This window comes from Salegentibacter sp. BLCTC, assembly GCF_015143665.1.
GTDB classification, from domain to species: Bacteria; Bacteroidota; Bacteroidia; order Flavobacteriales; family Flavobacteriaceae; genus Salegentibacter; species Salegentibacter maritimus.
On sequence record NZ_WYEW01000009.1, the window covers coordinates 136,459 to 161,491 of the forward strand.

Annotated in this window: 20 protein-coding genes and 1 tRNA gene; 12 read left to right on the forward strand and 9 right to left on the reverse strand. The window is 37.2% G+C overall.

Going from position 1 to position 25,033, the window contains the following annotated elements; all coding sequences use genetic code 11:
* Positions 1-50: 50 nt before the first annotated feature.
* The 4 genes from mazG to GUB10_RS12635 all read right to left on the reverse strand — a co-directional run bounded on the left by mazG (position 51) and on the right by GUB10_RS12635 (position 3,305).
* Positions 51-824, reverse strand: a complete 774-nt coding sequence (gene mazG / locus GUB10_RS12620) for a nucleoside triphosphate pyrophosphohydrolase (RefSeq protein WP_193711812.1) — start codon at positions 822-824, stop codon at positions 51-53.
* A 317-nt stretch (positions 825-1,141) separates the two neighbouring features.
* Positions 1,142-1,217: transfer RNA gene (locus GUB10_RS12625), tRNA-His, on the reverse strand.
* 140 nt (positions 1,218-1,357) lie between these two features.
* The gene (gene bshB1 / locus GUB10_RS12630) at positions 1,358-2,074 is read right to left on the reverse strand and encodes a bacillithiol biosynthesis deacetylase BshB1 (RefSeq protein ID WP_193711813.1); all 717 of its coding nucleotides are present in this window, start codon (positions 2,072-2,074) and stop codon (positions 1,358-1,360) included.
* Between the two features lie 76 nt (positions 2,075-2,150).
* The gene (locus GUB10_RS12635; protein WP_193711814.1) at positions 2,151-3,305 is read right to left on the reverse strand and encodes a PLP-dependent aspartate aminotransferase family protein; all 1,155 of its coding nucleotides are present in this window, start codon (positions 3,303-3,305) and stop codon (positions 2,151-2,153) included.
* Between the two features lie 180 nt (positions 3,306-3,485).
* Between GUB10_RS12635 and GUB10_RS12640 the strand changes: the two genes are divergently transcribed.
* From GUB10_RS12640 to GUB10_RS12660, 5 genes are all read left to right on the forward strand, one after another.
* Complete coding sequence (locus tag GUB10_RS12640) at positions 3,486-4,535, forward strand: NAD(P)-dependent alcohol dehydrogenase (RefSeq protein ID WP_193711815.1); 1,050 nt, start codon at positions 3,486-3,488, stop codon at positions 4,533-4,535.
* A 469-nt stretch (positions 4,536-5,004) separates the two neighbouring features.
* Complete coding sequence (gene hutI, locus GUB10_RS12645) at positions 5,005-6,243, forward strand: imidazolonepropionase (RefSeq protein ID WP_193711816.1); 1,239 nt, start codon at positions 5,005-5,007, stop codon at positions 6,241-6,243.
* Positions 6,243-7,250 (forward strand): formimidoylglutamase, encoded by a 1,008-nt coding sequence (locus GUB10_RS12650; RefSeq protein ID WP_193711817.1) that lies wholly within the window; start codon positions 6,243-6,245, stop codon positions 7,248-7,250. The genes hutI and GUB10_RS12650 overlap by 1 nt, the downstream gene beginning before the upstream one ends.
* A gap of 31 nt (positions 7,251-7,281) precedes the next feature.
* Positions 7,282-7,740, forward strand: coding sequence for a GNAT family N-acetyltransferase (locus GUB10_RS12655; RefSeq protein ID WP_193711818.1), 459 nt, complete (start codon positions 7,282-7,284; stop codon positions 7,738-7,740).
* 63 nt (positions 7,741-7,803) lie between these two features.
* Positions 7,804-8,613 (forward strand): MBL fold metallo-hydrolase, encoded by an 810-nt coding sequence (locus GUB10_RS12660; protein WP_193711819.1) that lies wholly within the window; start codon positions 7,804-7,806, stop codon positions 8,611-8,613.
* Positions 8,614-8,687: 74 nt separating this feature from the next.
* Here the strand turns inward: GUB10_RS12660 and GUB10_RS12665 are convergent, their stop codons facing one another.
* Together GUB10_RS12665 and sucC are read right to left on the reverse strand one after the other, a co-directional pair.
* Positions 8,688-9,020 (reverse strand): hypothetical protein, encoded by a 333-nt coding sequence (locus GUB10_RS12665; protein WP_193711820.1) that lies wholly within the window; start codon positions 9,018-9,020, stop codon positions 8,688-8,690.
* Between the two features lie 328 nt (positions 9,021-9,348).
* On the reverse strand, positions 9,349-10,542 hold the full coding sequence (sucC, locus tag GUB10_RS12670) for an ADP-forming succinate--CoA ligase subunit beta (RefSeq protein ID WP_193711821.1): 1,194 nt from the start codon (positions 10,540-10,542) through the stop codon (positions 9,349-9,351).
* A gap of 359 nt (positions 10,543-10,901) precedes the next feature.
* Between sucC and GUB10_RS12675 the strand changes: the two genes are divergently transcribed.
* The 7 genes from GUB10_RS12675 to GUB10_RS12705 all read left to right on the forward strand — a co-directional run bounded on the left by GUB10_RS12675 (position 10,902) and on the right by GUB10_RS12705 (position 17,742).
* Positions 10,902-12,074: an MFS transporter gene (locus GUB10_RS12675; protein ID WP_193711822.1), complete on the forward strand. Its 1,173-nt coding sequence runs from the start codon at positions 10,902-10,904 to the stop codon at positions 12,072-12,074.
* A gap of 120 nt (positions 12,075-12,194) precedes the next feature.
* Positions 12,195-13,427 (forward strand): diaminopimelate decarboxylase, encoded by a 1,233-nt coding sequence (gene lysA, locus GUB10_RS12680; protein ID WP_193711823.1) that lies wholly within the window; start codon positions 12,195-12,197, stop codon positions 13,425-13,427.
* 108 nt (positions 13,428-13,535) lie between these two features.
* On the forward strand, positions 13,536-13,811 hold the full coding sequence (locus GUB10_RS12685) for a hypothetical protein (RefSeq protein ID WP_193711824.1): 276 nt from the start codon (positions 13,536-13,538) through the stop codon (positions 13,809-13,811).
* Positions 13,812-13,898: 87 nt separating this feature from the next.
* Positions 13,899-14,435: a 2'-5' RNA ligase family protein gene (locus tag GUB10_RS12690; RefSeq protein WP_193711825.1), complete on the forward strand. Its 537-nt coding sequence runs from the start codon at positions 13,899-13,901 to the stop codon at positions 14,433-14,435.
* Between the two features lie 479 nt (positions 14,436-14,914).
* Entirely contained in the window at positions 14,915-15,349 is a 435-nt protein-coding gene (locus GUB10_RS12695; protein ID WP_193711826.1) for an RDD family protein, read from the forward strand.
* 48 nt (positions 15,350-15,397) lie between these two features.
* Positions 15,398-15,799: a hypothetical protein gene (locus GUB10_RS12700; RefSeq protein WP_193711827.1), complete on the forward strand. Its 402-nt coding sequence runs from the start codon at positions 15,398-15,400 to the stop codon at positions 15,797-15,799.
* 665 nt (positions 15,800-16,464) lie between these two features.
* Positions 16,465-17,742: a hypothetical protein gene (locus GUB10_RS12705; RefSeq protein ID WP_193711828.1), complete on the forward strand. Its 1,278-nt coding sequence runs from the start codon at positions 16,465-16,467 to the stop codon at positions 17,740-17,742.
* Positions 17,743-18,318: 576 nt separating this feature from the next.
* On the opposite strand, the gene GUB10_RS12710 is transcribed toward GUB10_RS12705, so the two are convergent.
* The 3 genes from GUB10_RS12710 to GUB10_RS12720 form a co-directional block, all read right to left on the reverse strand.
* A complete protein-coding gene (locus GUB10_RS12710; protein WP_193711829.1) occupies positions 18,319-19,083 on the reverse strand; it encodes a hypothetical protein in 765 nt (254 codons plus the stop codon).
* A gap of 38 nt (positions 19,084-19,121) precedes the next feature.
* Positions 19,122-20,030 (reverse strand): L,D-transpeptidase, encoded by a 909-nt coding sequence (locus GUB10_RS12715; RefSeq protein ID WP_193711830.1) that lies wholly within the window; start codon positions 20,028-20,030, stop codon positions 19,122-19,124.
* A 505-nt stretch (positions 20,031-20,535) separates the two neighbouring features.
* On the reverse strand, positions 20,536-24,693 hold the full coding sequence (locus GUB10_RS12720; protein ID WP_193711831.1) for an Ig-like domain-containing protein: 4,158 nt from the start codon (positions 24,691-24,693) through the stop codon (positions 20,536-20,538).
* Positions 24,694-25,033: the final 340 nt, after the last annotated feature.

Sequence of the window (25,033 nt, forward strand, 5' to 3'; positions counted from 1 at the left end):
TAGTTATTTCTCAAAATTTAGAGCAAAATAAGAATAAAACTGAAGAAGAATTACTTCAACTTGGCCTCGTTCCAAAAGACATCCATTTCAGCCAGGCTCATATCTTTTAAAGCTTTATTTTGTTCTTTGGCTTTCTCTTCCAGATATTGAAATCGGTTTATAAACTTTTTATTGGTTCGTTCCAGGGCATTTTCAGGGTTTATTCCAAGAAACCTGGCATAATTTATCATAGAGAACATCACATCGCCAAATTCGGCTTCCATTTTATCCTTATTGGCTGTATTTATCTCGTGCTGTAATTCCCCTAATTCTTCCTGAAGTTTTTCAAAAACCTGCTCGGGCTTTTCCCAATCAAATCCTACCCCGGCAACTTTCTCCTGAATTCTACTGGCTTTTACTACAGCCGGCAGGGAACGTGGTACGCCTTCCAATACACTTTTTTTACCTTCCTTTAACTTTAGGTTTTCCCAGTTCTTTTTAACTTCGGCTTCATCGGTTACTTTAACATCTCCATAAATATGCGGATGACGGTCTATTAGTTTGTCACAAATACCATTAGCTACATCGGCAATATCAAAGTCCTCGCTTTCGCTACCTATTTTCGCATAAAAAACCAGGTGAAGCAACAGGTCGCCCAATTCTTTTCTAACTTCTTCCAGATCTTTATCCAAAATCGCATCTCCAAGCTCGTAAGTTTCCTCAATAGTAAGGTGCCTTAGCGACTCCATGGTTTGCTTCCTGTCCCAGGGGCATTGCTCCCTAAGCTCGTCCATAATAGTTAATAAACGATCAAATGCTTTTAGCTGTGCTTCTCTGGAGTTCATGAAATAAGAATTTTGATTTTGGCAAAAATAAGGATTGCTAATAGGATTTTAGAATCTTAGGCGGGAAATAAATACTTGAAATCGTCTTTCTGAATTAATTTCAGAATATAAGCTCATCGAATTCAAGGCTTAAAAAATGCTAAAACAATCCCGAAGCTTCTGGTCAGCAACCTGAAAGCTTGAATAAAGGGAGGAAGACCGGTTTTCACGATATTCCGTTCCAGGAACTCCAATCGGGACAGGCTTCTCAACCGTAATATTCAAAACCTCAACTCTAAAAATTAAAAAAGCCCTTCGTTTCCGAAGGGCTGAATAAAGGGTGGAAGACCGGTTTCGAACCGGCGACCTCCGGAACCACAATCCGGCGCTCTAACCAGCTGAGCTACAACCACCATTTTAATTGCGGTTGCAAATGTAAGCTATTTTAGCAATTTCCCAAAGAAAAAAAATCAATATTAAATTGAAATTCAAGTTTATTTTTGAGCAACAATTATAAAAAGCTTTAAACGAACAATTTAGCTAAAAAGTATTTTTTAAATTAAATCGAAAATAGAATCTACAGCAGGGTAGCGTTCTACCGTATAGCCTTCGGCGTGTTCGGTATTAATAAGCCTTCCCAGGTCTCTTGCCCTGTAAGTAATACTTTCTAAAAAGTTACTACTGGAAATTGGCGTTTCCGGCTCCTTGGAATCCTCATCGTAAAACTGGGTTCTGTAGGCTTTTACCGACGCCATCTTTTTATCGATATATCCCGAAATATCAACTACTACATCGGGCTTTAGATTTTTCCATTGAATATAATGATATACATGCTTTGGCCGCCATTCTTGCTGGCTTTCTCCCTCATATATGGTTTCAATTTTACGAAGTCCGCTTAAAAAACACGCATCACTGGTTAGTTTTGCTCCTTTTCCATGATCTATATGCCTATCATCTATCGCATTACACAACACAATTTCCGGACGATATTTTCTTAATATTTTTATTATTTCCAGCTGATGTGCAGCGTTATTCATAAAAAAAGCATCACTAAATTCAAGGTTTTCCCGAACCGAAACGCCTAAAATTTTAGCCGCATTTTTAGCTTCCTGATCTCTGGTCTCAGCTGTGCCCCGGGTGCCCAACTCGCCACGGGTAAGATCTAAAATTCCTACTTTCTTTCCTCTATCTACTTCTTTTGCTATAGTACCGGCGCAACTTAGCTCTACATCATCTGGATGCGCACCTATAGCCAATATATCTAATTTCATAATATTTACTTTGTCATTTTCGCTGCCGCGGAAATCTAATTTTAAGTTAATCTTTCAAACTTCACATCTCGTATTTCTAAGCTTGTATTTCCTTTAAAGCCTGTCCCAGGTCTTCTATTAAATCTTCCTTCTCCTCTATTCCCACAGAAAATCGCATTAAGCCGTCTTTGATTCCCTGGGCTTCCCGTTCTTCAGGAGAAAGCAACCCGTGTGATGTTTTTGCTGGTAAAAGTATAGTTGATTCTACACCCGCAAGGCTCATAGAAGATTTTATAAGTTTTAATTTTTTCTGAAAAAGATCATAATCCAAACCTTCGCGTAATTCAAAAGACATCATCCCTCCAAAACCTTTCATTTGGGCTTTAGCAAGGTCATGATCTGGATGCGATGCTAATCCCGGATAATAAACCCTGGAAATATCCTTATGCTCTTCAAGAAACTTAGCTAATTCAAGCGCATTTTCATTTTGCGCACGCACGCGCAAGCCCATGGTTTTTAAGCTTCTTTCTAACATCCAAACCGTAAAATCACTTAAACTTCCGCCAAAATTCTTAGCCAATTGAAAGATCCTGTCTATATGCTTTTCTGAACCTATGGCAGTTCCCGCAAGAATATCGCTATGGCCACCCATATATTTTGTAGCCGAATGCAAAACAATATCTATCCCAAAATCTATAGGGTTCTGGTTTACCGGCGAAGCAAAAGTATTATCTATCATACTTACCAGGTTATGTTTTTTAGCAATTTCGGCAATTGCTTTTATATCGGTTACGGTAAGTAAGGGATTTGAAGGTGTCTCAATATAAATCACCCTGGTATTCTCTTTTATTTCAGCTTCAAAAGATTCAGGTGTAGCGTCTTTTGTAAAAGAATATTCCATCCCGAATTTCTCAAACTCTTCTGTCACTAAATTACTGGTTCCCCCGTAAAGCGTATTTTGAAACACCACGTGGTCTCCCTTTTGTGCAAAAGCCAAAAGAGCGGTACTTACTGCAGCCATACCGCTACCAAAGATCAAAGCGGCTTCAGCGTGCTCTAAAGCTGCCATTTTTTGAGCTAAAGCTACCTGATTTGGCGTGTTAAAATAACGCGGGTAACGTTTTACCTCTACATCTTCAAAAGCATAAGAAGTAGCCATATATAAGGGCGAAACTGCACCCTTAAACTGCTTGTCTTCCAATTCTCCAATATGGGTACAAATGGTATTTAATCCCGGATTTTTCTTTGTCATTTATAATACATTCAAAATTCGCCCTAATGTAAAAATAAATAATCTAAATACTTCGGGTTTTAAAGCTGTTTCCTGTGTTGAAAGAATTATTTTTAAAACAAAAGTTAAATAAAGTTAAAGCAATTATCCTATTAATAATTGCGCCATCAATTCTTTATCTTTAAGAAAAATTGAATGATTATGAGTAAAGTAAAAGCATTTGGTGCGCAAGCCAGCGATGCCAATTTAGAAGCCTTAGATATTGAGCGCAGGGAAATAACCCCCAACGATGTAAAGATTGAAATAGACTACTGTGGGGTTTGCCATAGTGATATACACCAGGTTAGAAACGACTGGAAAAATTCTGTATACCCTGTAGTACCCGGGCACGAAATTATAGGCCGTGTTACCCAGGTTGGAGAAAACGTAAATAACTTTAAAGAGGGAGACCTTGTAGGGGTTGGTTGTATGGTAGATTCCTGTCAGGAATGCGATTCCTGTAAGGAAGACCTGGAGCAATTTTGTGAAAACGGGGCTACTTTAACTTACAATAGCAAAGACAAACATTTGGGAGGACATACCTTTGGAGGTTACGCCGAACAAATTGTAGTGGATAAAGAATTTGTACTTAAAGTACCGGAAAATATAGACGCTAAAGCTGCTGCCCCATTACTTTGTGCAGGTATTACTACTTATTCTCCATTACGGCATTGGAATGTAAAAAAAGGAGATAAAGTTGGTGTAATAGGATTGGGCGGACTTGGGCATATGGGAGTAAAATTTGCCCATGCCATGGGAGCACATGTAGTTATGATTACTACTTCTCCTTCAAAATCTGAAGACGCCAAAAAATTGGGTGCCGATGAAGTACTGATCTCTAAAAACGATGAAGACATGAAAAAACAGGCCGGTACTTTCGATTTTCTGTTGAATACCGTTCCGGTTGGTCATGATATAAATCCTTATGTAGCTTTGTTAAAACGAGATGCCACCATGGTACTGGTAGGAGCCATTGAACCGCTAGACCCGGTGCATGGAGGCGGATTAATTACCGGGAGAAAACGTATTGCCGGTTCGGTAATTGGCGGAATTAAAGAAACACAGGAAATGCTGGATTTTTGTGGTAAACATAATATTGTTTCAGATATTGAAATGATTGATATGCAAAATATAAATGAAGCTTTTGACAGGGTTGTAAAATCTGATGTTAAATATCGCTTTGTAATAGATATGAAATCCCTAAAAAATTAGAGTTTACAAAAGGTTTAGTAGCATCAAGCTGAAACCTGCCCGGCTAAACCTACGGCAGGTTTCTACTTCTAATATGATATTTAGATCTCCGATAGAAATCGGGGCAAGCTATAAAACAAATTCTATATTAGGTGTGAATCAAAAATTACTTTATTGGCACCGCTAAAAGATATAATAGCCCAAGGCTTAGCTCAAAATTAAAATTTGTTTCCAAGCAATGTCTCTTGGGCTTAACCCGAGTTAGTATACTATTATAATTCGTCACCCTGATTTAATTTAAGGTGACGATTTTTTTTTTCGACAAGTATTTCTACTTGTGTTAACTAAGAAATTAAAAACGCTTTTATAATTAGAAAAGACTTTTCTGTAAGCTTTTTTGTTTGTAGTTAAAAGTCGGTTTTCCCGGCTTAGTTTTTATATTTGTTTAAGGCCGAAAATCGGCATAAAACCTACACAAAAACAAACCACAATGAAACAATTATTTATCAACATAAAAGAACTTCTTCAAATAAGGGAAGACAACATTACCAAATTATCTGGTGCAGAAATGAAAGAGTTGCCAACTATTAAAAATGCCTGGTTGCTTATTGAAAATGATACGATTGCCAATTATGGTGAAATGTCTTCACTACCTAAACTTGAAGTAGATAAAACTATTGATGCCAAAGGAAAGATAATTCTGCCCGGATGGTGCGATTCTCACACGCATATCGTCTATGCCGGCAACAGGGAGCAGGAATTCGCAGACCGTATTAACGGACTTTCATACGAAGAAATAGCTAATCGCGGTGGCGGGATTTTAAACTCGGCCAAAACCCTACAGGAAACTTCAGAAGAAGAAGTCTACCGGCAATCTGCTAAAAGGCTGGAAGAAGTAATAAAACTGGGTACCGGTGCGGTTGAAATTAAATCGGGTTACGGATTAACCGAAGAAGGTGAACTAAAAATGCTTCGGGTAATAAGAAAGCTTCAGGAAAATTACGACCTTCCAATTAAAGCAACTTTTTTGGGTGCACACGCTATCCCAAGGGAATACAAAGAAAACCCAGATGCTTATATGGACCTGGTAATTGAAAAGATCTTACCAAAAGTTGCCAAAGAAAACCTGGCAGAATATATAGATATTTTTTGTGAAAAAGGATATTTCAGCGTTGATGATACACATAAACTACTTTCAGCAGCGAAAAAATTTAGCTTAAAACCCAAAATACATGTCAATCAATTTCATGCTATTGGTGGTATTCAGGCGGGTATTGAGCATGATGCTTTAAGTGTAGACCATTTAGAGGTAATGCGACCTGAAGATATTGAAAGTTTAAAAGGAACTGATACTATGCCGGTTGCGCTTCCCTCCTGCTCATTATTTCTTAGTATTCCCTACACCCCGGCGCGTAAAATGCTGGATGCAGGATTGCCATTAGCACTTGCAAGCGATTTTAATCCGGGAAGCACCCCAAGCGGAAATATGAACCTGGTAGTTTCCCTGGCCTGCATAAAAATGAAAATGACCCCCGAAGAGGCCATAAATGCAGCTACTATAAACGGTGCTTACGCAATGGACCTCAGCAAAACCCACGGAAGCATTACCAGGGGCAAAAAAGCCAATTTTATACTTACTAAAGAAATTCCGTCTTATACCTTTCTGCCCTATGCCTTTGGCACTAATGCTATAGAATCGGTTTTTATTAACGGGAAAATTGTAGGCTAATGGAAGTTTTAAAATTATACGCTTACAAAACCATAGAAAAGTTAATTTCCAGAAGAGAAGGCGAGACGCGCTTAGGCGAAAAAATCGCTTTTATTGAAAATCTGGAAGAAATTACAAACAGCAAGGCTAAGTTTGTGCTTGTTGGGATTCCGGAAGATATTGGGGTTAGGGCTAATTACGGAAAACCCGGTACTTCCAAGGCCTGGGAAGTTTTTTTAAGTTCTTTTTTGAATATACAGGAGAATGTTTTTACCAATGCTAAGAATATTTTACTCCTTGGTGAAATTGAGTGTAAAGGCGAAATGCAAAAAGCAGCCAATATAGATGCTAGTGATCCTAATTATTTTGTGAAACTTGGTGACCTCGTATCAGAAATAGATAAAAAAGTAAGCTTGCTTGTAGAAAAAATAGTTGCTGCAGGTAAAACTCCCATAATTATAGGGGGTGGCCACAACAACGCTTTTGGAAATATAAAAGGCACTTCCAGGGCCCTAAAAAACCCGATTAATGTTTTAAACATAGACGCACATACCGATCTTAGAAAATTAGAGCATAGACATAGTGGCAACGGTTTTAGCTTTGCCAAACACAATGGATTCCTGCAGAAATATGCAATTTTTGGTTTACATAAAAACTATACACCTCAATATATTTTTAACGAGTTAAAAGCAAACTCCCATATTAAATTTTGCCTTTTTGACGATCTTATTTCGCAATCCCACCAGGAAATATTAAGAGCCTTTAGTTCTCAGCTGGAGTTTATAAATAAAGATGCCTTTGGTTTAGAAGTAGATTGCGATGCAATTATAAACTTCCCAAGCAGTGCACAATCGCCTTCAGGCTTCGATCTAAATACGCTTAGAAGTTTTCTTCAACTTAGTTCTAAAGAAAAAAATTGCAAGTATTTACACATTTGTGAAGCTGCTCCTGGATCCCATAATCCGGCACAAATAGGAAAAGCCTTATCATATTTTGTTACCGACTTTATAGAGAAAACAAACAATTAACCCCTGCCCAAATAAAAAATTTAATTTAAAAATGAAAATAATCACATACAGTCCAGTTTACGCTACTGATTTTAAAGCTCTAAATATTGCCTGGTTAGAAGAATATTTTTGGGTAGAGCCTCACGATGAAGAAGTATTAGGAAATCCACAAAAACACATTATAGACCCAGGGGGTACAATTTTTTTAGTAAAAGAAGAAGAAAAAACAATTGGCTGTGTGGCCCTTATGAAAATTGAGGAAGGAATTTTTGAGCTTACTAAAATGGCAATTAGCCCTGAACACCAGGGAAAGAAAATAGGGCAGAAATTAATGGAGCATACCTTAGAGTTTGCAGCCAAACAAAATTGGGATCAGCTTATTATATTTTCAAACCGAAAGCTTGAAAACGCAATCTATATTTATGAGAAATATGGATTTAAAGAAATTCCCATGGGAGAAAACAACCCCTATTCTCGTGGAGACATTAAAATGCGCCTGAACCTTTCTTAAAGTTTTACAAATCTTAAGCTATTTTGGTCGTCGTTCCTTATTTTTAATAGAAAACAACTAAATATGAAATACTTACTAACACTAATTAGCTTTGGAATTTTATTTTCCGGCTGTAAAAATGAAGGTAAAAAAGACGAAAACCCCTTAGCAGAAACAGAAAATTCCTCTAAAATAAGTCAGCAGCAAGATGAAGAGGAAACAGCATCTATAAACATTACCCCCATCTCTCACGCTACTGCCGTAATAAATTGGGGCGACGCGACTTTTTATATAGACCCTGTAGGAGGTGCTGAGGCATTTAAAGGAATGGAAAAGCCAGATTTCATTCTTATAACCGATATTCACGGAGACCATATGAGTGCTGAGACTTTGCAAGCTCTAAATCTTAAAGAGATTCCTGTTATTGTACCAAAGGCTGTAAAAGAAAACCTACCTAAGGAATTAGATACAATTTTGGAGACTTTGAAAAATGGAGCTAACACAAAAGTGATGGACTTTAATATTGAAGCCATTCCCATGTATAACTTACCGGAAGACCCTGAGGCTTTTCATACCAAAGGGCGCGGTAATGGATATGTGCTGGAAAAGAATGGTAAGCGGCTTTATATAGCCGGAGATACCGAAGATATTCCTGAAATGCGAAACCTGGAAAATATAGATTTGGCTTTAATTCCTATGAATTTACCTTATACCATGACGGTAGAAGCTGCCGCCGATGGAGTGCTGGCTTTTGCCCCAAAAAAGGTAATTCCTTATCATTTTAGAGGTAAAGATGGTTTTGCTGATATAGAAAAGTTTAAAACCCTGGTGAACAAAGGAAACCCGGAAATTGAAGTAGGAATATTGGATTGGTATCCAGACAAAGAAAAATAGAAATTCTAAAAAACGAAAACCCGGTGATGAGCCGGGTTTTTTTATTCTTTTTCATTTTTTGATTGAAGCAACTTTTAAGCTTTCAACCTTATAGGAAGCTTATAATTTTCTATAGATGGATCTAAAACAGTTTTTATCTCTTTATTATTTAAACATTTTTTGATTTTCTTACGGGCCTCAGCGTTTTTTGATCCTACATAAAGCACTTCCATTTCATTTTTACAGTTAAATCTAACTATTAAATAAGCCTCCACATCTTCACTTACTTCAAGATCAATATTTTTTAATAATTGCTGAATCTCCTTATTAAAAGCTACAAAAGTTTCAGTTGATTTTTCAGGAGCAGCGTGAAGTAAAGTTCCGGCGCTAATGGCTAAAGCACATAATACGAATTTTAAAGTTTTCATAATATAAAATTTTAAGGTTATACATATTAAAGACCAACTTAAAACTCTATATGTTACAGGCTTATATTATTTTTAACACACTTTAACAAATAAAAATTAGGCATAAAAAAAACTGTCTAAGCTTTGATATGTTATAACTATCCGGAAAAACTTTCTTATACGTCAAGCTAAACTTATTTTCAGCCTCTAAAATTGTTATCAACTTAGATGCTGAAATAGTCCCGAAAGCTTTCGGGACAGAATGACGAATTGTAAAACTTCTCAGACAGTCAAAATCAAACTTTAGACAGTCCTTATTTAATCAAGATAACTAATCCTGAAGAATATATTATTTAAGTACTTCCTGTACTTTATCTGCTGCTTCCTGGAATTGCACTGCCGAGTGGATCTTAAATCCGCTATCGTCAATTAATTTCTTGGCAATATCAGCATTGGTACCCTGTAAACGTACAATAATTGGCACGTTAACCGCGTCTCCCATATTCTTATAGGCATCTACAATTCCCTGTGCCACACGGTCACAACGAACTATACCTCCAAAGATATTTACCAGGATAGCTTCTACTTTCTCATCTTTTAAGATTAAACGAAAAGCTTCTTCTACTCTTTTCGCATCAGCTGTACCACCAACGTCAAGGAAGTTTGCTGGCTCTCCTCCCGCTTGTTTAATAAGGTCCATAGTAGCCATGGCAAGTCCGGCGCCATTTACCATACAGCCCACATTACCATCAAGGTCTACATAGTTAAGTCCAACTTCTTTGGCTTCAACTTCAGTTTGATTTTCCTCACGAATGTCACGCATTTCAGCATAGTCTTTATGACGGAAAAGCGCGTTATCATCAAGGGTTACTTTTGCATCTACTGCAAGAATTTTATCATCACTTGTTTTTAAAACCGGGTTGATTTCAAAAAGTGAAGAATCAGATTTTTCAAATGCTTTGTAAAGCGACATCACAAATTTGGTCATCTCTTTAAAAGCAGCACCGCTTAACTTAAGGTTAAAAGCTATTCTTCTAGCCTGAAAAGGCATTAATCCGGTAGCAGGATCTATCTCTTCGGTAAAAATCAAATGCGGAGTTTCTTCGGCTACAGTTTCAATATCCACTCCTCCTTCGGTAGAATACATAATCATGTTACGTCCTGTGGCACGGTTAAGCAATACAGACATATAATATTCTTCGGGTTCGCTATCTCCTGGATAATACACATCTTCGGCAATTAAAACCTGATGTACTTTTTTACCCTCGGCAGAAGTTTGCGGCGTTACCAGGTTCATCCCAATAATGTCTCCTGCAACTTCTTCAACTTCCTTTAGGTTCTTGGCTAGTTTTACACCTCCACCTTTTCCACGGCCACCTGCGTGTACCTGAGCCTTAATAACGTGCCACCCGGTACCGGTTTGTTCGGTTAACTCCTTAGCAGCGTCTACAGCCTCTTTTGCATTATGCGCAACCAGGCCACGTTGAATACGTACGCCAAAACTGCTTAAAATTTCCTTTCCTTGATATTCGTGTATGTTCATAATCAGCTATTTCTTCAGTATTTTTTATGGTTAGCAAAAGTAACAAATGTATAGCTATTGTACCAATCTTTTTTAGGATATCCCATACTCTTCTATAATCTATTTTTCGGCTAAACTCGCTCGCAACGAGCTCACAAGCTATCTAATTGAAGAAAGTTTTGAATTTCAAGTTGGTAACCCGAGCTACAGAATTTCATTTATCCTGTAAAATTTAGCTTTTTATTAAGGAAGTCATTTTAAAAAAGCAAGCTATTACTGGTATGTAAGCACTATAAGCTTATCGTAGATTTTGCGTGATTTTGTATTTTATTAGCACTACTCCCATTACTTTTGCCGCTTGTTAAAATCTGAAACTAGAAATGAATAAAGCACTTTTTGCCCTGGCCATTGGAGGTTTTGGTATTGGAATGACAGAATTTGTAATAATGGGAATCCTCCCGGAAGTAGCTTCGGCATTAGATATTAGTATTCCGCAGGCAGGGCATTTTATTTCAGCCTATGCTTTGGGTGTCGTAATTGGCGCCCCTTTATTAACCGCTTTTGGAAGTAAATGGCCGGCACATAAAACCCTACTTCTTCTTATGCTGTGGTTTACCCTATTTAACTCGCTTTCGGCTTTTGCAAATTCTTATGAGCTTTTATTGGTTTCCCGGTTTTTATCTGGTTTACCCCACGGTGCATTCTTTGGAATTGGCGCTGTGGTTGCCGGGCAATTGGCCAGACCGGGCAAAGCTGCCAGGGCAATTGCTACCATGTTTACGGGCTTAACCATGGCGAATGTTATTGGGGTCCCCCTGGGCACTTATTTGGGACAAAACTTTAGTTGGAACCTTTCCTTTATGTTGGTTGGTGTAGTAGGCTTAATGGCTATTACCAGTATAAAATTATGGATGCCCGAATTACCAAAATCTTCTTCTGAAGGAATAAAAAAAGACCTTAAAGTACTAAAACGCGGTGAACTATGGATGGTTATTTTACTTACTACTATTGGCACCGGGGGCTTTTTTGCCTGGTATAGTTATATTGCGCCATTACTTACCAAAGTGGCCGGCCATCCAGAAGGAATTGTAAGCTATGTTATGATTTTAGCAGGATTGGGCATGGTAATAGGTAACCTTATTGGCGCCAAACTCGCCGAAAGATTTTCTCCTATTTACGCAGTATTGATGAGCATGGTTCTAATGGCTTTAGCATTAATTACCAATGCCTACGTAGCCGAAAATCAAATCGCAATTTTAGTAATGACATTCCTTATTGCTACGATCGCTTTTTGCCTTTCTACGCCTATACAAATGGTTATGATCAACTCGGCTAAAGGTTCAGAAAGCCTTGGATCTTCTATGAACCAAAGTGCTTTTAATATGGGAAACGCTTCGGGAGCTTATTTTGCCGGTCTCCCCATTGCTTTTGGATATAGTTTCACCGCTGCTTCTTTAGTAGGAGCTGTGATGGCAGGAATGGGAGTTTTTATTGCTATAGTTATTATTCTTATTAGAAGAAAAAGAAAAATTGAACTAGCTGCAGTGAGCTAAGAGCCGTAAAAGATGTTTTTCTATAATCTTAACAATTTCAAAGAATTCGTTATTTTTGGAGCTTGTGTTTGTGGAAGTTGAAATTTCTCCTCTTTTTTGCCAACTAATTTTTTAGCTGTTATGACTAATCAAGATTTACTAGCTGTTGCCCGGGAATTTGGAAGCCCCGTATATGTGTATGATGCCGAAAAGATTGCTTTTCAGTACAACCGACTAAAAAGTGCATTTTCAGAAATTAAAGATTTACGTATTCACTATGCAGTAAAGGCTCTTTCTAATATTTCTATCTTAAAATATCTAAACTCCCTGGGGAGCGGTATGGATACCGTTTCTATACAAGAGGTTAGGCTTGCATTGGAAGCGGGGGTTACGCCAAAAGATATTATTTACACTCCAAACGGGGTTTCCCTGGAAGAGATTGAACAGGTGGTACGACTAGGTGTACAAATCAATATAGATAACCTTTCTATTTTAGAGCAATTTGGAGCCAAACACCCCGAGGTTCCCGTATGTATACGTATAAATCCGCATATTTTAGCGGGTGGTAATTCTAAAATTTCGGTAGGCCACGTAGATTCTAAATTTGGAATTTCTATTCACCAAATGCCACTTTTGTTGCGCATAGTTGAAAATACAGGAATGACCATAAATGGGATTCATATGCACACCGGCAGTGATATTCTTGATATTGAAGTTTTTCTGCGTGCTTCTGAAATTCTTTTTGATTCGGCTAAAAATTTTAAAAATCTTGAATTTCTTGATTTTGGAAGCGGATTTAAAGTGCCTTACCGTGAAAATGACATTGAGACCGATATAGAAGAACTGGGAGAAAAACTAAGCGAACGTTTTAAGAATTTCTGTAAAGAATATGGCCGGGAGTTAACCCTTGTTTTTGAACCAGGAAAATTTTTGGTTAGTGAAGCAGGAAAGTTTTTAACTAAGGTAAACGTGATAAAACAAACCACTTCTACCGTTTTTGCCGGAGTAGACACAGGTTTTAATCATCTAATCCGCCCCATGTTTTATGGCTCACATCACGACATTCACAATATTTCCAATCCCGATGGGAAATTCAGGTTTTACTCGGTGGTAGGTTATATTTGTGAAACCGATACTTTTGCAAACAATCGTAGGATTGCCGAAATTACTGAAGGCGATATTTTGGCGTTTAGCAATGCCGGCGCCTATTCTTTTTCTATGGCCAGTAATTTTAATTCCCGCTACCGTCCTGCCGAAGTATTATGGTATAACGGCAAAGCACATTTAATTAGAGAACGCGAAAGCTTTGAAGATTTATTAAGGCATCAAAAAATTATAGATTTAGAGGTACCAGCAAAAAAAGCTGCAAAATAAGTCCTCGTGGAAGCGGTTTTCAAAAATAAGTGGTTTTACTGGCTCCTAATTACTTATATCTTTCTTTTACTAATATGGAGCACCTATATGGTTGTTACAGGCAATCTCATGGGATTAATTGCAATAGTTATAGAATTGGCACTTTTATACCTACTATTTAATAAGCACAAACTGGCAAAAACGGCCATACACTTTTGGGCTATTATAATGATGATTGGCCCCGGACTTTCCATAATTGGAAAACTTATAAAAGTAGTCACTGGAGACGATTTAAACATAATGGTAAACAGCCTGGTACAAAATTTACTGCTGTTTACCTTTGGTTTGATTATCTATTATTGTAATAAGACAAGCGTTTTTATTGCTGAAAAAAATCGGTTTTAAAGCTGTGTGAGTTTTTGCAGGTAATTAAAGTGTTTTCTAAAATTTTATTCGGAAATTAAAGCAGGTTTAATCGCAATTTCAACTGAAATGCCACTGTATTTTATAGCCATAACACTCCCGGAAGAAATAAGTATGCGAATAAAATCGCTAAAGCTGGAGATTGCCGAAAAATATGAGGCAAAACATGCACTAAAACTTCCGGCGCATATTACGCTGCAAATTCCATTTAAGATTCCGGAAACCGAAGAAGAAAAACTCATAGAAGCTTTACAGGGTTTTGCTAAAACCCAAAACAATTTTCAGGTGGAATTAAAAGATTTTGGAAGATTTGGTCAAAAAGTAATTTTTATAAATATTGAAGACCATAAAGAACTTATTAACCTGCACAAGGATTTACAAGCAATTCTTCATAAAAATTTCAGCTTTAAAAAGCACGAAACTTTTTCTAAAATCCACCCCCATATAAGCATCGCATCTCGCGATCTTCATTATAAAGAATTTCCCAAAGCCTGGGCAGATTTTAAAACACGTAAATTCACTGATTCCTTTTTGGTTAAAAACTTTAGCCTTTTAAAACATAATGGCAAAGTTTGGGAAAATTGTATCGATATTTATTTTAATTGATCCATTTCTATTTTTTAGTTATTTGTATAACATTTTATTATTTTTGGTCACTTATTACAAAAACAATTATGAAGACAATAAATTGCTCTAAAGCATTTATTCTAAAAAATAATATTTGAGTGTAGCTTACTTTTAAACTGGGGAAACTTTGGCATAGCTTGCAAAAAAGTATTTATTTTTCTAAAATTACCGGGGCATCGAAATTATAATGATTATAATTTACCTACTCGATTCCTTTTAAAGTCTTACTATAAAAAGTAAATGACCTGGTGGCAAGCCAACAACATATCAAGTCGATAGCTGTTTTCGATTGCGGTGAAAGCCTCTCAATCGCCACACCTATCGGTATAAATCTCTATTATTGAGAAAAAATACAGTTGGCAGCTACCGTCCTGGGACTAAATTTATTTTTATTCCAAAGTCTGGCTTGCTGTTTTTTTAAAACTGTAACAATTACTTTGTAATTTATATAATAATATATGAAACAAGAAGAAGTTCACGGCTATAAACTGGCCTCAAGAGGCAAAAGACTGGCAGCCACAATTACAGAAGGGGTATTATATACAATTGTAATAATTGGCATTTACCTACTATTTGGGAAATCTTTTAGCTATTACTGGGAGCAGGATTTAGAGCTTATAGACATCCCGATTTCAGCAGTCACGGGATTAATTGTAGGCGCCATTTTCTATCCCATTTTCTCAGGAAATCTAGGCCATCGTATTTTTGATCTAAAAGTTATTTCTGCTGAAACCGGTAAAGATATAAATAAAGGGCAGGAAGGTGCCATTAGAGAAATGCTTAAATATGTATTGGGCTACCTGTTAATTCCTCTTATTTGGTTGCTTTGGGATGATAAAAAACAGAATCTTTATGATAAACTATCCAAAACTTTAGTGGTTGAGAAGGTTTAAATTATCCACAGAAATTTTAATAATTCACCTTTAAAAATATCCTAAACCGTGATTATATATTATAAAAAGAAAAGGCTTAATTATCAACTTTATTTTGGAATAAGCTTTTTAGCAATTGGAATTATTCTAGTTCCCCTAAACAATTTTTCGCTAATTTATTTTAGCTGGATTATTTTTGGCCTACTACAATTAGCCGTTTGGTATTATGAAAGGAAGCATCAATACCTTAGCATAGACAAGAATAACCTAACCAAAAACTCTATCTTTCCAAAAAGTGTAAAACTTAATGAAATTGAGACTATTGTAAAGCTTGAGAAAAGTTATATCCTGGAAACAAAAAGCAAGAAGATAAAAATCAACAAAGATATAATTGAAGAGGAGTCTTTTTATAAGCTCAACAAGGTTTTAGAAGAAATTGAACTAAAACTCGAACAAGAAAAGAACATCTAAAAACACCACATCAATCCAGTGTGAAAAACCACAAGATTCACATCTAATTTGGATAAAATAATTAATTTTAGTTATATTTATAGTTAATTTTAATAGAATATTCTATTAAAACACAATTTTAAAGAGGTTTATATTTCTGTAAAGAACCTACTTTGGTTACAGAATGTTCTATTTAAACCTATGTATAACCAATATTTAAAATATGAAAGATCGTATTAATATCTTAAAATTAGTTGGAATTATTTTTACCGCCCTTATGCTTGTTATCTTCCTGGATTTTGCCTTAAAAACTATTGTTTTAGGCTAGGCTTATCGTTTCTTTTTACAAAATCTTAGTAAAGCGCTTTTCTGTTTACAGGAAAATTTTTCTGTAAATGTAATTTCAAATCTGTATATCTAAATTTCTTTGTTGGCTTGTTTGCCGGTAAAGTAGCCTTTGCTATTCACTGGAAAATTTCAATTTTAGAAGGGGAAATTTCCTGAGGTAGTAAACTACGTCGGGACCGGCCATCGAGGCATTCTTTGGAAACAAATTTTTAATTTTAAAGCAAGTCCAGGATTATACAATCACGATTATCGAATAGAATCTCAACAGGTATAATCCTTTTTTCTCATTAGAATAATTCATAAATCTGTATTTTTAAACCTATTTAAAATAACAGAAAATGAAAAAACTACTTTGGTTAGTTTTTATACTTATTATTGGGTTTATAACACTGGTATATTTTTCGGTTTCCAGCACAGATAAAGAATTTGAAACGGTCACTATACAGGATCTTGATGATCTGGAAAACATAGATTTTCGAAGATATGATTCGGTAGAAGTTGCTGCCAGTAGCTTATACAAAGCAAATGAACTTAAGAATATCATGCAGGGAGCGAATTACCGTGAAGCCTGGACCAGCCCGATAAAAGTTCCGGTACTTTTTCTGGACAGCCTGTATGGGGGAATGAAGATCGTAAAAGAAGGTGGCGGCACACAAACCCACTCGCTTCGCTTAAAGGATAAAAACGGATTTTTATATTCCCTACGCAGTGTTAACAAAGATCCCTCTACCCACGTTCCAGAGTGGGCTCGCAACCTGGGTCTTAAAAATATTGTAATAGACGCCATTTCGGCTTCGCATCCCTATGGCGCAATTCTGGCAGCATCTCTTTCTGAAAAAGCAGGAGTCTTGCACAGCCATCCCAAAGTAGTTTTTGTGCCGAAACAGGAGTTTTTAGGAAAGCAATACAATGAAAAATATGGAAATCGTTTATTTCTGCTGGAATACGAAACCGAAGGGAAAGAGAACTGGACAGACTATAAAAATGTATATCAAATCTTAGACACCAAAAACCTGCAAGAATTAAAAGAGGGAAATCCGAAAAAGGTTTCCATAGATAAAAATGCCTTTGTAAGAGCGCGTTTATTCGATATGCTCATTGGCGATTGGGACCGCCATACCAAGCAATGGGGTTGGGTAGTTCAAAAGGAAGACAAAAACTTTAAAGCTATACCTTTGGCTGGAGATCGCGATAATGCTTTCTTTAATTTAGGCGGTGTAATTCCCGGGATCATTTCCAATAAAAATATTGAGCCAAAAGTAAGACCTTTTGAAAAAGAGATCGAGCATATGCCCGGGCTGGTTTACCCTAACGATATTTATTTCCTTACCAATACCCCGGTTAAAATCTTTACTACGGAAGCAAAAAATCTGCAGAACCTATTAACCGATGAAGCCATTGCCAATTCATTTAAAGTTTGGCCAAAAAATATTGCTAAACAAAGCAGCAAAGAGATCACTGGAAAAATAAAATCCCGTAGAGATAATTTAGTGGAATATGCAAAAGAGTTTCACCGAATTATTACCGAAAGAGAATTACTAAACAAACCTCTTAAAGGCTCTGAAGACATTAAAATAAGTCCAGGATTAATGAAATGTTTTGAGTGTAGTAATTAGTGACGTCATTGCGAGGAGGCGATTAGCGGTTCTCGGTTATGAGTTATCGGTTATGGGTTGTGGGTTGTGAGTTTGAGTTATGATTTTCTGAAAATCCGGTATTGGTAGTCTCTGGTGTTTGTTGTTTGAAGTTTGTTGTTTGAGGTTTGTTGTTTTTCGCCACGAGTACACGAATATTTTTTGTTTCGTCATTGCGAGGAGGCGATTGGCGGTTCTCGGTTATGAGTTATCGGTTATGGGTTGTGAGTTTGAGTTATGAGTTTGAGTTATGGTTTTCTGAAAATCCGGTATTGGTAGCCTCTGGTGTTTATTGTTTGAGGTTTGTTGTTTTTCGCCACGAATACCCGAATATTTTTTGTTTCGTCATTGTAAGGAGGCGATTGGCGGTTTTCGGTTATGAGTTATCGGTTATGGGTTGTTTTGTCATAGAAATTGAAGTGACGGAAGGTATTAACTCTTCACTTTTAACAATTAACTCATCAATACCCACTTTTCACTACAAAAGATTGCTGCGCTCATTTTATTCACTAAATGACGGTAAGGCGCAACTTCCATTATCAAATCTCACTTAGTGAGTTAATTCACAATAATATTGGTTTTGTCTACTCCGCTATTGCCTGTTAACGGATCAAATGCATAAACAGTAATGGTATAATAAGCTTTGTCTAAGTTTATTGCTGCTTCAAAAGTACTGGGCTTGTCTGTTGGTTTCAATGTGATTTCCCGGGCTTTCTGACCTTCTCCTTTTATTATAGCTTTCACTTCATATTGATTGGCATCCCATGTACCACCTTCGGTTACGGGACAGCCACACATCATTACAATATTTGCTTTAAGGTTTATTTTGCTTGAAGATTTAATTCGCTCGTGGGTTTGGGGGGCAAGAATATCTACCACAAAACCCGGAACATCCAGTACTACCCCATCGCCTGTTATATTTTTACCTGGTATTGCCCAAAGTTGTGTACTGGAAACTACCCTGGACTGCTTTTTATTATAAGGAGCATGGGCTTCTACGTTTATAAATGTAGGTTCCTCGATAGAAAGCACCGCTTTAAAGCCTGCGGTCTTTTCATCGGTAATATTATCGTAACGCTTATGGGGAGTTTTAAGAATAAGTTCTGTATTTCCAGTACTTCCCGTGGTAAAACCCTGATCCAGGATTTCGCCCGTTTCAGCATTGCTCACAATAATTTTAGCACCGCCAATAGAGCTTCCTATAAATTTTGCATCTTTTGCCAAAGCTCTTACCATAATTGTGGTTTCTTCTTGTGCCACCAGGCTTCCGAAACTACATAAAAAAGCACTTAACAAACCAATAAAGCTTAATCTAAGTTTCATAAATTTATTTTTCTCTAAAATACAAAATGAAAAATAACTTAAAGCACTATTTCCTTTTCACCCATATCTTCCAGTTTCAAGTTTAAAGGATCGTTTTTATAACGCTGAGCATAGACTTTAATCGTGTCTATTTCCTGAAGATTTAAATCGTTATCTGTATTATCTTCTACAAGTTTTAACCAGGGCAGTTCCCCCTTAAAATTATATTCACCTATTACCATAAAGGGAGTTCCGTTTTGAACAATCACATCACTTTCCAATTTCCACATATTGGCCCATTGGTAGATAGCTTGCGCATCCTCCCGGTACATTCTTACACATCCATGACTGGCGGGATACCCCGGAAGTGTATACTCATGGGTGCCTATACCTTCAAAATTCATAAAATTAAAATAATAAGGCAACACCCAGGATTCGTCTATGGTACTTATTTTTCGCTTTGCTTTATAATTTCCATAATAAAGACCTGAAGGTGTACCTGTGCTTTGTTTGCCGGTACTAACCGGACCCCATCGCAATAAATCGCCATTTTCGTAAAGCGCAAACGCTTGTATACGCTGCGAAATCAATACCGTTTTTTGTATAGAATCCAGCAAACTTAAAGTTGAGGGAAATGGGGAATACAAATTTATATCAGCTACCAGCGAATCAGGAATTATTAATTTTGAACCCGGCTTTATTCGGTGTTCATCAATTCTATTTAGTGCATACACCAATTTTCTTTCTGTTTTAGACAGGCTAGATTTAAGACTGTCTAAATGTTGCCTATCGGAAATAGAGTCTAAACTGTAAGTTGTTTTAAAAACCGGTGGTTCTAAAGAAATAGTATCTAATTGAACAGGTGCCGTTTCTTCTATTTTTTCTTGTTTATGTTGATTACAGGCCGCAACAATGATGATAAAAAGGCCCAAAAAGAGCCAATTTGGTTTTATGTATTTTTGCTTCAATTCGTATAGTTTTAATTCAGGTTCCCGGTAGGATATCTCTTTGGGACACTTAACGAAATTAGGCAGTAAGCTTAATTTTCACTGCCAAAAAAGCGTTAAGAGTTTGTTGTTGGTTTGGTAAAATAAGTTGGTGGTTCTTAGTTTTGAGTTGTGGGTTGTGAGTTGTGGGTTGACGGTTTGTCAAGTCTGGGGTTTGTTGTTTTTCGCCACAAATACACGAATATTTTTTGTTTCTTCAATGCGAAGCGGCGTTAGCCAGTGTGGCAAGCTTTGCTTTTAAAGTTCCAGGTTTGTTACTAAGTGGAGAACGTCAATTCGAGTGGCGGTATTTGCGTGCAAACGAAAATAACGGCGTATCGAGAATCTTGTGAAGTGGGAACTAAAAACACTTCTCGATATATCCCGACTCGCGTCGAGACACTAGAAGTAACAGCGTGTTCGCAATCATGATAATACTGCAAACTGTAACTGCCAACTGCTTACCGCTTACACCGCTTACCGAACCCTACCTACTAACAATCACTCGTTTTACAACAATGCCTTTGTTGGTGAGAATTTGCAGGGTGTAAACCGATTCGGCCACTGCTTCGATGCTCATTCGGTAAAATCGGCCACTCACATTATAATTTTGCTGTAGAATGTAACGCCCCCGGGAATCGAAAACACGTACCTTTTCTACCGTCATGCCATCGGGGGTCACAATGGTAAAAATACCGTTATTGGGGTTTGGATAGATAAATAAAAACTTTAAATCGTCTGGAGTTTCGCAAGCTTCTCCATTTACCCTCACTTCAATATTTTTAGTAGCGATATTACCGTTTATATCTTCCACCTCAACATTTATAGTGTTGGAGCCTACATCTTCACAACTAAAAACCGATTTCCCAAAACGATAAACAAACTCCCGGTTACAATTATCCTGCACTAAAACATCGTTTTCTTCTAAATAAGCAAAACCTTCAGTATCCAGATTAAGTTCTACCACGTCTGTAATAATCTCTGGGGCGATTTCATCCTGCACTTCTACACTAATGCTACAACTCCCGGTTTGTGCACCTGAATAATCCAGTTGAACAGAAACCTTCCCCACATCGTTACAGTTAAATCTTAACTGACTTGCTTCCAGGGTTATTCCACTTGTATCTCCGGTATAAAGCTCTTCCAGGCCCAGGCCGGCCTCTCCGTTTTCATCTAGATAAACCACTATGCTCTCGCGGCATTCAAAATTGCCCGAAGCTTCCTCTACTACTTCTACGGTAGTTTCACAGGAATCCAAATTTCCAGCTTCGTCGCGTACAGTTAAAGTTATAGGTACTTCTCCAAGATCGGCGCGGGTAAATTCGGTCTGACTTAAGGCCATGGAAACAATCCCACAATTATCGGTAGAATTGTTATTTAGGTCTTCGGGAGCTAAAGTGGCATTGCCGCTGTTGTCCAGATACACTTTATAATCTATTTTACAGCTTGCTACCGGAAAAATATCATCTATTATAAAAATACTGGCGGAACAAGTACTGCTTAAACCGGTTTCAGGATCGGTTGCTGTTAAAATCACATCATTTGCTCCTAAATTAGTACAGTCAAAATTCACTTTATCTGCAGTTATTAACAAGTTCCCGGGCTCGCCAACCAAAAGATCCCCGGGATTTAAAACTGCCTGTCCGTTTTCATCCAGGAAAAGCTCGTGGTTTACACAATCTATTTCCGGTGCGTTGGGGTTTGTAGAATTAACTGTTATCGTAACTGTAGCTACTTCCGAATCATCATTACCATCATTGGCTATGTAGGTAAAACTGTCTGAACCAAAATAATCGGTATTAGGCTCGTAGATAAATGAACCATCAGGATTAAAAGTGAGTGTACCGTTGGAAACCGTGCTAACAATACTCGCTGTTAAATTATCGGCTTCGGCATCAGTATCATTTTCTAAAACCCCGGGAGCAGATTCATTTAAAATAGCATCCTGATCTACTACGTAAACATCATCAACCGCCGTGGGAGCTGTATTTGTTGGAGACACCTCGTTTACAGTTATACTCACCGTTGCGACTCCTGAATCTTCAATACCATCATTGGCTACGTAGGTAAAACTGTCCGGACCAAAATAACCGGTATTAGGCTCGTAGATAAATGAACCATCAGAATTTAAGGTGAGTGTACCGTTGGAAACCGTGCTAACAATACTCACTGTTAAATTATCGGCTTCGGCATCAGTATCATTTTCTAAAACCCCGGGAGCAGATTCATTTAAAATAGCATCCTGGTCTACTGCGTAAACATCATCAACCGCCTTGGGAGCTGTGTTTGTTGGAGATACCTGGTTGACAGTGATACTCACCGTAGCAACTTCCGAATCATCAATACCATCATTGGCTATGTAGGTAAAACTATCCGGACCAAAATAACCGGTATTAGGCTCATAGATAAATGAGCCATCGGAATTTAAGGTGAGTGTACCGTTGGAAACAGTGCTAACAATACTCGTTGTTAAATTATCGGCTTCAGCATCAGTATCATTTTCTAAAACCCCGGGAGCAGATTCATTTAAAATAGCATCCTGATCTACTGCGTAAACATCATCAACCGCTGTGGGAGCTGTGTTAGTTGGAGATACCTGGTTGACAGTGATACTCACCGTAGCTACTTCCGAATCATCTGTACCATCGTTGGCTACGTAGGTAAAACTATCTGAACCAACATAACCGGTATTAGGCTCGTAGATAAATGAACCATCAGGATTTAAGGTAAGTGTACCGTTGGAAACAGTGCTAACAATATTTGCGGTTAAATTATCGGCTTCGGCATCAGTATCATTTTCTAAAACCCCGGGAGCAGATTCATTTAAAACAGCATCCTGATCTACTACGTAAACATCATCAACCGCCTTGGGAGCTGTGTTTGTTGGAGATACCTGGTTGACAGTGATACTCACCGTAGCAACTTCCGAATCTTCAATACCATCATTGGCTATGTAGGTAAAACTATCCGGACCAAAATAACCGGTATTAGGCTCATAGATAAATGAGCCATCGGAATTTAAGGTGAGTGTACCGTTGGAAACAGTGCTAACAATACTCGCTGTTAAATTATCGGCTTCGGCATCAGTATCATTTTCTAAAACCCCGGGAGCAGATTCATTTAAAATAGCATCCTGGTCTACTGCGTAAACATCATCAACCGCCGTGGGAGCTGTATTTAAATTTTGCGTGCCGTAAACGATAGAAAAACTACATTCAGGTTGCGGATCACAAGAAAAAAAATCATTTTCAGAATTTAAAGCAACTACAACTTCACCTTCTTCATCAGGAGTCACTTCAGCTATAAAATTATCGTGGCGCGTAAATGTTTCTAAATCAAAATCAAAATTAGCTTTAATATCCAGTATAGATTCCGCAGTGCCCCCTAACTCTAGGTCATTTACCAAAATATTATTACAATTATCTAATGCTAAATCAATAGGTAAGTTTAAATTTTTTGAAAAAGAGGTAACGGGATTTAAATTAGGATAAGGAGAATAAACATCCACCTGATAATCCGCATTTTGAATTTCTTCATAGTTAGTAATTAGAACCAAAGGATCTACATAAATGTCTGAGAAAGTTAATTCTCCGTTATAATTTATTACATATACATAACCAAAATCGTCTATAATTATACTTCCTGGCGAATCACTTGAACCACCAAGAATTGTGTTTTCTTGCTGGTCTTGATCATTAAAAACTAAAACCCGTCCAGAATCTCCTGAATCGGAAACATAAACATTATTAGCGGCATCAACCGCAATTCTATAAGGATCATCTATAACATCAAAACCGTACTGTCTAATATAGTCTTCCTCGGGTGAATTTAGATTATAAAGCTTTACCAGATCCAGGTTTTGTTTTGGATTTACACACTTCCCATCGTCATCTTTTTTACAATATTCCCCAGCATATTGATCAGCTACATATAAAATATTGTCATCATTTACGGCTAATCCAGTTGGACCATAAAAGTCTCCACTTCCATTCCCAAAACCACCACCAATATCATAGTCCAAAACACCGTTCTGGCCAAAAATTCTAACCCGTAAATTCTCCGGATCTGCAACTATAATTCTATCATTGTTATCGATTACCATATCCAATGGCACAGAAAATTTATCACCTCCAATTATATTCTTATCAGCCTCATTTTCCAAATATTGAAAAACTCCGTCTGCAAATGTCAAATAGAAAATATCACCATCGGAATCTACGTCGATTGATATTATAGATTGGCTAATTTTATCGCTTAAATAGGCCATTCTTTGTTCTTCATCTAAAAGATCATCGTAACCTGATAGAAAAAAATCTGTTAAACCAGCAATAACAGGAAAATCATTAATATCAGAACTATTTGAATTTTCAAACCCAGGAGTTCCCCTTTCAATTTTACCAATTCCTCCATTAGTTAAATCAAAATCATCAGCAACCAAATCGCGATTTATTGGTCCTTCAAAATTTAGTTCCAAAGGGATAGGACTTTCATCTGTAGGATTAGATGCTGTACTCGTAATTGTGCAGTCCTGCCCAAACCCAAGCGTAAAATTCAATAAAAAAAGAAATAAAAAAAATACTGTAGAAAGGTGTAGCGGTAGTAACCGAAAAGAAAAGCCGGGTAATGTAAAGTAATCGTGTTTCATAGCCGGGTATTAGCACCTCCGGCAGTAAAGATAAAACTTGTAATGGGAAAGCTTAAAAAATAACGTTAATTCTACGGCTTTCCGTAATTTAAAAGCAGCCGAAAACCGCTCTCCGAGCATAGCACGTATAGCTTAACAAAAAATCCCGGGGAGGAAAACAATGAGAGTAGCCTTTTTGCTTAAGACTCTTCGTCTAAATATCGTCATGCTTAATTGCATATCCGTTCAGGCGTGCTAGTTACAGAGCCTGCCACGAATTCTTTCGGCGATCTAACATGTTAGAATCCCTATCAACTTAGATGCTGAAATAAATTTAGCATGACGATAGAACGAAACATGT

Coding starts and splice junctions, on each gene's coding strand:
- mazG (WP_193711812.1), bottom strand. CDS start 824: ATGAACTCCAGAGAAGCACAGCTAAAAGCATTTGATCGTTTATTAACT.
- bshB1 (WP_193711813.1), bottom strand. CDS start 2,074: ATGAAATTAGATATATTGGCTATAGGTGCGCATCCAGATGATGTAGAG.
- GUB10_RS12635 (WP_193711814.1), bottom strand. CDS start 3,305: ATGACAAAGAAAAATCCGGGATTAAATACCATTTGTACCCATATTGGA.
- GUB10_RS12640 (WP_193711815.1), top strand. CDS start 3,486: ATGAGTAAAGTAAAAGCATTTGGTGCGCAAGCCAGCGATGCCAATTTA.
- hutI (WP_193711816.1), top strand. CDS start 5,005: ATGAAACAATTATTTATCAACATAAAAGAACTTCTTCAAATAAGGGAA.
- GUB10_RS12650 (WP_193711817.1), top strand. CDS start 6,243: ATGGAAGTTTTAAAATTATACGCTTACAAAACCATAGAAAAGTTAATT.
- GUB10_RS12655 (WP_193711818.1), top strand. CDS start 7,282: ATGAAAATAATCACATACAGTCCAGTTTACGCTACTGATTTTAAAGCT.
- GUB10_RS12660 (WP_193711819.1), top strand. CDS start 7,804: ATGAAATACTTACTAACACTAATTAGCTTTGGAATTTTATTTTCCGGC.
- GUB10_RS12665 (WP_193711820.1), bottom strand. CDS start 9,020: ATGAAAACTTTAAAATTCGTATTATGTGCTTTAGCCATTAGCGCCGGA.
- sucC (WP_193711821.1), bottom strand. CDS start 10,542: ATGAACATACACGAATATCAAGGAAAGGAAATTTTAAGCAGTTTTGGC.
- GUB10_RS12675 (WP_193711822.1), top strand. CDS start 10,902: ATGAATAAAGCACTTTTTGCCCTGGCCATTGGAGGTTTTGGTATTGGA.
- lysA (WP_193711823.1), top strand. CDS start 12,195: ATGACTAATCAAGATTTACTAGCTGTTGCCCGGGAATTTGGAAGCCCC.
- GUB10_RS12685 (WP_193711824.1), top strand. CDS start 13,536: ATGGGATTAATTGCAATAGTTATAGAATTGGCACTTTTATACCTACTA.
- GUB10_RS12690 (WP_193711825.1), top strand. CDS start 13,899: ATGCCACTGTATTTTATAGCCATAACACTCCCGGAAGAAATAAGTATG.
- GUB10_RS12695 (WP_193711826.1), top strand. CDS start 14,915: ATGAAACAAGAAGAAGTTCACGGCTATAAACTGGCCTCAAGAGGCAAA.
- GUB10_RS12705 (WP_193711828.1), top strand. CDS start 16,465: ATGAAAAAACTACTTTGGTTAGTTTTTATACTTATTATTGGGTTTATA.
- GUB10_RS12710 (WP_193711829.1), bottom strand. CDS start 19,083: ATGAAACTTAGATTAAGCTTTATTGGTTTGTTAAGTGCTTTTTTATGT.
- GUB10_RS12720 (WP_193711831.1), bottom strand. CDS start 24,693: ATGAAACACGATTACTTTACATTACCCGGCTTTTCTTTTCGGTTACTA.